Origin of the sequence: Lactococcus sp. (assembly GCF_036648155.1) — a bacterium.
In the GTDB taxonomy this organism is placed as follows: domain Bacteria; phylum Bacillota; class Bacilli; order Lactobacillales; family Streptococcaceae; genus Lactococcus; species Lactococcus cremoris.
This window is the reverse complement of sequence record NZ_JAVXIY010000016.1, coordinates 1-9,451: the sequence shown is the minus strand read 5'-3', so window position 1 is coordinate 9,451 and position 9,451 is coordinate 1. Positions and strand designations below refer to the sequence as shown.

Here is a 9,451-nt window from a genome sequence, read left to right as displayed (position 1 = left end):
ATCACTGGAACCAGAGACTTTAAGATATTCTATCGGGTATCAAGTCATGGCTAAATAATCAACTAGCAATTCGGGTATATTTAAAAGAACAAATGAATAACATGACGTTAATTTACAACGTTTCCAGATATCAGACAAAAAGCACTCAACTAGGAAAATTTTTGGGAGCAACTTGGCAATATCTGGATCCAATTGTACAATTGGGGATTTATTATTTTGTGTTCATTATAATGTTTAAGAGAAAAATTTCAGGTGGTATTCCTCCAGCACCATGGATGTTTGTTGGTCTAGGTAATTGGTTCTTTTATAGTATTTCCATTCAATCAGGTGCCGCATCTGTTCAATCACAACTATCTTTATTTACTCAGGTGAAATTTCCAATAAGTGTCTTGCCAACAATAGAAATGTTTAAAAGGTTTAATATTCTAATTTGGATGACTTTATTAGGGATTGTTCTTGCCATAAAACATGGATATTATCCGAGTCTCGAGTACTTACAATTATTTTATTATTTTTTAGCACTGTGTTTACTTGTTATGGGTTTATCTTTATTATTTTCAACAATTGTAGTCGTTTTTAGAGATTTTCTACACATTATCAATTATATTTTTAGATTCTTACTTTATGTTTCGGGAGCAGCACTCGATTTGACATTGATGGGTGCACTACCGCTCCCTCTTAGACAAGGATTACGGTTAGATCCATTCATCTATGTTATGGAAGGCTTTCGCGATGCAATTTTCCACCGTGCTTGGTTTTGGGAAAAACCGGGCTATGCTTTAATTTTTTGGTGCTTCACACTGGGATTATTGATTGTTGCCTCTCATCTCCACATGAAACTTCGTAATCAATTTATGGATTATGTTTAATTAAAGGTCAGGAAGAATGAATTCAAACAAATTAGAAGAAGAATTTGCTCAGTACAATTATCTGGAGGATACAAAATGGCAGTTGGAACTTCCGGCTCACAAGAAAACTACCTCTACCAGAGTTGTTGATAATCCCAAAGTTTCCGTGATTATTGCTAACTACAATAATGCACCTTATTTGGAAAAAATGTTAGATTCGCTAGTTCATCAAACGATTGGTCTGGACAAACTTCAATTACTTTTCATTGATGACAAATCCACCGATAATTCAGCAGAGGTAGTAGAAAAATATCTGCAAAAATATCCCAGTATTGAATTTTATCAACTCAAAGAAAATACAGGGGGCGCACATGGACCACGCAATGTTGGCATTTTAAATGCGCGTGGGGAATATCTTGTTTTCTTAGATGCGGATGATTGGTACGATGAAAATGCACTTCGATATATGTCGGAAACGCTTGATAAATCGGGTGATGACATGGGATTTTTCGGTATTGCACAAAGCATAAACGGCAAACTTAGTCTGAAAAGTAAAGCCTATTTCTTTGATGGAAATCGGGCAGGACGTGATATCCAAGAACTTCCTACTGCTTTTTATGAGTGGTTAGGGCCACAAGGAATTATGCTACGTAAAGACTTGGTTGATGAAAACAAGCTTCACTTTGTCAATCAACGTGTTGCTGATGATGTGACTTTCTTTTATCAGGCACTCCGTGCCGCAAAAACAATCAGTCAGGGCACAGAATTAACAAGCTATCTCAATCGTGATGCGGATAATATTTCTTTGAGTAAAAGTATCAATCGGACATTTATGATTTCATGGTTTCGGTCCTTAGGATTTATCAATCAAAAGTTTCCTGATGACTCTTCAAAAGAAAAATTTCTTTCTAGACGAATAGAATGGCTAATTTATGATTTCTTGTTACGTCGTGATATCGGTTATCGCTTTAGTAAAAAGCGAATTATTGACTTCAAAGAAAGTTTTGATAAGTATATTGGAAAATTGGCTTTTGACCCTTCTAAGCATTTCAGAACAGGTGCCAGAATTGTTGTTTGGCAGTACCTGATTGCTGATGACTATGATGCGATAGTGAAGTTTAATCACTGGCATTCTGTCAGGCATCTGGCAAAACGTTATTTAGGACTGACACAAAAAAAGGACAATCGTTATTATTTTCCGACGATAAATCCTAGAGTTCCAAAAGTCGCAATCAATATGCGTGCCGTTGCAAAAGATTACGTCAAAAATGAATTATTTTTAGAAATTTACACTCATGAAAAAATCAAAAATTTTGAAATGAGAAATCGTAAAAATCCTTTTGAAAGACGGCAACTCAATTATCAAAAACAGTCAGAATGCAATTATAGCCTTAATATTCCTGAGGATTTTGAAGTCAAAGATTGGGAAATTTTAATCATTTCCAGTCACTATCAAGAACATCGCATCGAAAAACTCGACAAAATCATGACAAAGGAGGATAAAGCTTCATGAAAAATGATAAAAAATTGGAATATGAGGAGTTTCATTATCCTCTGGATGAGATGTCATGGAAGACGGCCTTACCAACGGTGATGAAAACTTCTTCTGAAAAAATCACAGAAAATCCGAAAGTTTCTGTCATTATCGCTAATTATAATAACGCGCCTTACTTGGAACGAATGATGGAATCACTCGTTCATCAGACTTTGGGAATTGAGAATATCCAAGTTTTATTTGTGGATGACCGCTCAACTGACAACTCTTTGGAGCTGATAAAACCTTACTGTCAGTCTTATCCGAATATCGAGATTTATCTTTTAGATAAAAATACTGGTGGTGCGCATGGACCGCGTAATGTCGGACTACTTCACGCGCGCGGGGATTATCTTGTGATTTTGGACGCTGATGATTGGTATGCAGCTGACGGACTTGAAAACTTATATCAGCTACTCGAAAAATCTGGCGATGGCATGGCTTTTGGCGGAGTTGCCCGCAGCAAAAATGGTCAGCTTGATTTGCTATCACGCGCTTATATTGACGTTGATAATGAAATCAGCAACCGTCCGATTTCTGATTTACCTTATGATTTTTACAACTGGCTTGGGCCACAAGGGAATATGGTGCGCCACAGTCTGGTCAAAGAAAATAATCTGCATTTTATTGACCAAAGAGTAGCAGATGATGTGATTTTTTTCTACCAAGCCCTGCAGCTTTCACAAACAATTTCTCAAACTCAAAAGATAACCACCTATGTCAATCGTGATGATGATAATATCTCTTTGAGTAAAAATATCAATGAAACTTTTTTGCTCGGTTGGTTGCGCTCATTGAGTTATATGCTGACAAATTATCCAAATACCGAGAGTTTACAAAAATTTATCACGCGCCGTTTGGAATGGTTGCTGGTAGATTTTACTCTGCGTTGGGATACAAAATACGGTCTAAGTTTGGCCTCCTTGCGTCATTTTAGAGAGCTTTTGGCAGACTATTTGTCTGATTTGACATTTAATCCAGAAAAATACTTTAGTCTGGATATCTATTCTTATATTTGGCAATTTTTACAAGCAAAAGAAGATGAAAAACTACTGAAATTTGTCGCTTGGCATAGCTTACCAAGTATTGATAAACAACTTAAAAAAATTGATGGTCTCTATTATTTTGTACCAGAAGACCAAAACTTACCGTCAGTAAATTTGCCACTGATTAAAGGTAAAAAGGTACTGATTGATGATAAGGAAATCAAAATTCACTTTGATTATTATATTGCTGAAAAACCTGATTATATCGAGTTTCGTAATGACAGCGCCCTTGATACTAGCTTACGAAAGAAAGCACATAAACTTTCAGAAGTGAGTTATGAAACGCAAATGACGCGTGCCGAATATGAGCAGTTAAAAGCTGGCGACTACAAAGTCCACGTTGTCCTTAAAAATCAGACAGAATATCTGATAGCCATTGACCAACTCCAAACCTATTGTGGCGCTGACACGCTTCTGTCAGACAGAGAGGGTGTCCTTGCGCTCCATAAGATTGTGGATACAAGACTCTACCTTGCTTTCAAGGCACTTGACCCTACCTATTTAGGACAATTTATTCAAGTTGTTTCAACACTTGATGACGATGGCAACTTTGTATTTGAATTGCCTCATGGCGAAAAAATCTCTCGTGAAGAATACAATAATTCACTGATAGCATTTCCTCAGACTTACGATAGTCTTTCTGAAAGTGAACTTAGTCAAAAATACAGCTGTCAGGCAGGCATTTATCGATTGGTCAAAGAAATGATCCTTCATCAGGAAAATGAAACGACGGAGCTGACCTTAAAAGTGGGCACTGTCCTCACAGTTACTCACGTCAGATTTGATGCAAATGATGAAATGCTCCTTGTTACGTCACTCGGTCAGGTCAAATTTGACGCAAGTGCGCTCAAAGCAATTACAGAGCCAGTAGAAGTGGTAGCCCTGAAAAATATCTATTCATACTCTGAAGCTGACTTTAGTAAAGAAGCAAAGAAAAAACACTATCTACAAGGAACGACCTTAAAAGTAAGCAAACTTGATTTTTCAAAATCCTATCGTCCCAGACTTGTAACAGAAGACGGCAACTACATCACGGAAAATCCAAATTTTGTTGCTTTCACAGCAAATGGAAATACCGCTAGTAAACCACCGCTCTGGCAAGTCCTTGTCCCAAATAGGAGGTTAAAATGAAAAAAATATTTGATAATCTTCTCATAGAAAAATTCAACATTGACAATCAAACGCTCCATATCAAACTTCAAAAAGAGGTCAAATTTGACGCCCTCTATTGGTCAGAAAATGCCTTGACGCCAAGCATCAAAATCCAGCCTAAGCATTATCAACTAAAGGGTAAAAACCTGATGATTGACCTCAAAGATGACAAGCTGATTCCTTATATTCGTTATTATCTCGTCGCAAGTCAAAACGGTTTACCCTTAAGACTTTATGATGCCAGACACAGTGAGCAACCGCGCCTGCAACGCTATTATGACTTAGGAAAAACGCAAACAAATACCAGTTTGCACAAGATTGTCTATCTTAACGATTATGGAAATATCGGTATGAAATTTGTCCCACAGGTCATTTTGGATACTTATGACAGACACTTGCCGATTAATGTTGAACTAGTTGATTTGGCAACACAGATGTCGGCGATCGTTGCAAACCTCTCGCTCGACTGGAATCCAGACCGTTTAACCCTTTTAGAAAATATCAAACCGATGTTAATTCGACTAAACAGTCTGACGGATGAAAAAATTGAAGCAACAGATTTTTCTGTCAAATTTGACGCAAACGAAGCAAAAATTACAGCCAAATTTGACGAGTTGGCAGGATTAAAAATTAACGAAGATTACGCTTTTGGACTCGAAGTGACGAGTGAAAAAGAAAGTTATCAACTCCTTGCAACACGCACGAGTTTTAAACTTTTCCAAAAGTTTAATCCCTTCTACAAAGGGATTAATATTGTCCCAAGCAACTTCATAGACTTTACTTTCACAACAAATGCTGCTGTCACGCTTCAACATAAAAGTTTCTTGGGAAGCAAAGAAGACAGTCCAACATTGGAAAATTTCTTTGAAAGAAAGCAATTTTTGACAGCCAGCGAAAAAACACAGCTCAAAGAAAGTTACAAAGAATTAGAAAATACTTGGATAGCCAATGCAGCCTATCACAACTTTCTGACTAAGGAGGAAAATAATGACTGAGTATTTTGAAGTAAATTCCGAAAAAGATTTGAAGTCAATGGATACTTTTTTGGAAGATTGGGATTATTATGATGCGTTAAAAAAATTAGCTTTGAATAATAAGACAATTGTGGGCTATCGTAACCATCAATATACGGTTCAAAAAAATACTGAGATTGATTTGGGAATGGAGAAGTACAATAATATTCATTATAATATTGAATTTCCCATAGAAAATGAACAATATCTTTCCAACAAATTGATTGTATTTTTTATGCCTGCAGATCGAATGATTTCAACACAAGCTAAACTTCGAATGTTTAGTAATTCACCATGGGAATCGTTATCAAGTTCAATTGCTAAAAACACTTATATTTTAAGAATTGCTGATAGCAACTTAATTTCAGGCTCTTATTACCAAAATACGATTAATTTTCCAAATTATGAAACTAGCATTCAAGAACTCATTAAAAATACTGCTCATAAATATAATATTTCATCTAGAAGTATAGTGACGTATGGAAATTCAAGAGGGGGTACAGGAGCTCTTTATCATGGCTTGTTAGGCAACTATAAGGTCGTCGCAATCGATCCAGTTATTGATCGCAGAGCTTGGGTCGAGGTAAAGGATGTTCAACATATGTTTGACCTTATTGATTATAATTTCGCTCCGAAAATTAATAGGCTTTTAGAGGAAACAACCTTAATTCCCGATAAAATAAAAGTTCTCTGTTCGGATACTGCGTTTATTACTTACCCTTTTGCGAAACAATTAAATCTTTCAAAAATAAATCTCTTAAATTTGAACTTGAATATTCCTTATATGGTAGAGCCATTTACAAGCCATGCGGCACTTATTGGGAAGACTGTACCTTTACAGCTTTCTTTAATTAATCAATTTCTTTATGAGGAAGATATGAGTATTGAAAAAAGTCTTATTTTATTTAATATTGATGATTGGGATGTTCTATTACCTTGGACTTCGCCATATTTCACAATGCACTTTAAAGATTATGGAATAGAAGTCATTAGAAATTCAAAGATTGTAGGTCAGGATAATATCTGGTTGAATTTCATGATTAAGTCAAGAATGATTATCAATAAAAAATATATTATCGAAATAATAACTGATGAATCTACCTTGTCGTTAGAAAATAGCTTATTTATTCATTCAGAAAATAAATTTAAAAATATTGATTTAAAAAGAACAGATGAGAATGGTGAAGTTGTATGGAAAAGCAAATTTACTGCAGATTATTCTTTTGAATTTTTAGGGTTAAGTGCGGAAGCAGTCGCTAGAAATCATTCAATAGTTATACGGTCTATTAAAATATTTTGTGAAGATAGATAATTTCAAGATTATAAATGATAGAAGGAAAACAATGAATAAAAAATTAGTCAATTGCATTATTCCAGTTTACAATGTTGGACGATATTTAGTGGATGCTATTGATAGCATTACTCACCAAACGATTGGGTTTGACAATATTAATTTAGTAATTATAAATGATGGAAGCACAGATAACTCACAAGAAGTGATAGAGAGTTTACGATTTTTGTATCCAAGCATCGTTGTCATTAATCAAGAAAATCAGGGAGTATCTGCTGCACGAAATGCGGGTCTAGATTTTTGTTTTGAAAATTTTTCAGCACCTTATACTTGTTTTATTGATGGGGATGATAAATATGATCCAAACCATTTGGAAATTTTGATTGATTTCTTTAAACAGTATGAAAAAATAGATGAAGATTCCGAATTACAGGATGAACAAGTTATTCCTGATGCGGTATTTATTCCAATTCGCACTTTTGAAAAACAAGAAGGACTTCATTATTCTTATAAAGCTGTGGATAGAGGGAAAAGTGGGATTCTTGATATGAGCAAGTCTTTTGCTTTCTTTTCCCACGTTAATTCTGGACTATTTATCTCTCAAGCTTTGGAAGTGGTGCGTTTCAATGAGGAAATGACCATCTCTGAAGATGCTGATTTTATTTTGAAAATCATTAATAAAAAGCATGTTGTGGGTTGGTATAATAATAATCTTTATTATTATCTTCGTAAAAGGTTGGATGAATCAAGTACCATTGATAATGCAGAAAAAAATTCAGATTTTTATGAACGTATTTCTTATTATAAGCAAGAATTTGAAGCTTTTATTGAGAATCAAGGACATGTCCCCCGAGAAAACCAAGTAAGTCGCTTGTATGATTTGCATTGGTTTAAATCAAATGAGCCAAGCAATAATGAAAATAATTTAGATCTAGATGAAGCATTAGAAAATATTAAATATATCCTGCAACAAGTTGATGACGATTTGCTTGAACAAAAGTATATTCCATACTGATATCAAATTTATTTTAAGTCTTTAAAATATGGACGGATATATTTGAGAAATGCTGTTAATGAGATAGAACCACGTTTTCAGATTGCTGATGAAGTGATTGAAAATCTTGGTGGGAATGCACAAATTAATTGGATAAATCAAAGAGAAAAACAACTACAAATTAGAGGTTTTTATGTTAGACCAATGATTAATGAAGTGAAATTAGTTGCTAAATATAGAGGAGAATTCATTGAAGGGGTTCTCAATAAATCTAAACATGATGACTTGAAATATTATTTAGGGCGAGAAATATTTCCTGCTATTGATTTTGAATTTGATATTAACTTGGTAGGGATGCTTAATCAGGAACTTCAAAGTATTGAGTTTTATTTTAAATATCAAGATGAGTATGCGGCTGCTCATTTAGTACATGGTTGGAACTCAAGGTTTTATTGGAAGAATGATTTCTTTGTTGGAGAAGAAGCTATCATTAAAAAATCATGGTCTAGTCACGCGCTTGTAGTCGAAAAGTTGACCAAACATAGTTTAAATAATACTGTCCTTGGTCGAAAGAAAAACTATAAAGATGATTTTTTATTTGAACGATATATCGAATATTTTGAAAGTTATCGAAACAAAAGAATTTGGCTTTTTATAGACCGTCCAACAACAATCGGGGATAATGCAGAAGCTTTATTTAGATATTGTGCGAATAGAGAAGATGGTATTGAAAAATTTATGATTATTCCTGATGAAACTTATTATCAAAACTTTGAAGGAGTAAGTGCTAATATCATCATTTATGGTTCCTTTGAATATAAATTTTTATTGCTGTTTGCTGAAAAAGTGATTTCATCAACAACTTTTTGGGAATGGGTAAATATTGACACTAATATTCCTAAATATGAATTTAAATTGATTGTTCAGGCACTCTCAAATGCTCAAGAAGTCTTTTTGCAACATGGAATCATCAGAAAAACTTCATTTTCAGATTGGTATTTGAATAGCTCAAGCAAAAATTTTGATTTTATGGTCACATCTACAGAAAAAGAATATGAATTGATGCGTTCGGAAGAAACAGGCTTTAAAGAAAAGCAAGTTCAGCTGACAGGGTTGCCAAGATTTGATTTTTTGAAGAATCATCCAGAAAATATTATAACTTTTTTGCCTACTTGGCGCATTCAATATTCTAAAGATGATGGTTCTTATGACGAAAATTTTAGGGAGTCTGATTTCTTTAGATCAATCAATCAATTTTTAAACGATGAAAAGTTACTTGAATTACTTAGAAAAAATAATTTCCGTTTTATTTTTAAAGCTCATCCAAAATTCTTTGTTCAAATTGAAGATTTTGATATTCCAGAAGAAATAGAGATTGTAAGTACAGAGCTTTCTTATAATGAAATTTACGAGAAATCAGCAATTCTAATTACTGATTACTCCTCTGCTGTGGTGGATTTTGCTTATTTGAAAAAACCTATTATTTATTATCATTCTACCCGAATTGCTAGTTGATTATTTAGCCATGACTTGATACCCGATAGAATATCTTAAAGTCTCTGGTTCCAGTGAT

7 protein-coding genes are annotated in these 9,451 nt (G+C 34.2%); all 7 read left to right on the top strand.

Features of this window, described 5'->3' with window-relative positions; all coding sequences use genetic code 11:
* Positions 1-92: 92 nt before the first annotated feature.
* Genes RSC39_RS11725 through RSC39_RS11695 form a run of 7 tightly spaced genes read left to right on the top strand, consistent with a single transcriptional unit; the run spans position 93 to position 9,393 of the window.
* Positions 93-869: an ABC transporter permease gene (locus tag RSC39_RS11725; protein ID WP_332537385.1), complete on the top strand. Its 777-nt coding sequence runs from the start codon at positions 93-95 to the stop codon at positions 867-869.
* Between the two features lie 16 nt (positions 870-885).
* On the top strand, positions 886-2,361 hold the full coding sequence (locus tag RSC39_RS11720) for a glycosyltransferase family 2 protein (RefSeq protein WP_332537383.1): 1,476 nt from the start codon (positions 886-888) through the stop codon (positions 2,359-2,361).
* Positions 2,358-4,559: a glycosyltransferase gene (locus tag RSC39_RS11715; RefSeq protein ID WP_332537381.1), complete on the top strand. Its 2,202-nt coding sequence runs from the start codon at positions 2,358-2,360 to the stop codon at positions 4,557-4,559. Before RSC39_RS11720 ends, RSC39_RS11715 begins: the two co-directional genes overlap by 4 nt.
* Positions 4,556-5,575 carry a hypothetical protein gene (locus tag RSC39_RS11710; protein ID WP_332537379.1) on the top strand — a complete coding sequence of 340 codons (1,020 nt, stop codon included), beginning with the start codon at positions 4,556-4,558 and terminating at the stop codon, positions 5,573-5,575. Before RSC39_RS11715 ends, RSC39_RS11710 begins: the two co-directional genes overlap by 4 nt.
* On the top strand, positions 5,568-6,905 hold the full coding sequence (locus tag RSC39_RS11705) for an XcbB/CpsF family capsular polysaccharide biosynthesis protein (RefSeq protein WP_332537377.1): 1,338 nt from the start codon (positions 5,568-5,570) through the stop codon (positions 6,903-6,905). The genes RSC39_RS11710 and RSC39_RS11705 overlap by 8 nt, the downstream gene beginning before the upstream one ends.
* A gap of 31 nt (positions 6,906-6,936) precedes the next feature.
* Entirely contained in the window at positions 6,937-7,899 is a 963-nt protein-coding gene (locus RSC39_RS11700; protein WP_332537375.1) for a glycosyltransferase family A protein, read from the top strand.
* A gap of 42 nt (positions 7,900-7,941) precedes the next feature.
* Entirely contained in the window at positions 7,942-9,393 is a 1,452-nt protein-coding gene (locus RSC39_RS11695; protein WP_332537373.1) for a CDP-glycerol glycerophosphotransferase family protein, read from the top strand.
* The last annotated feature ends 58 nt before the right edge of the window (positions 9,394-9,451 follow it).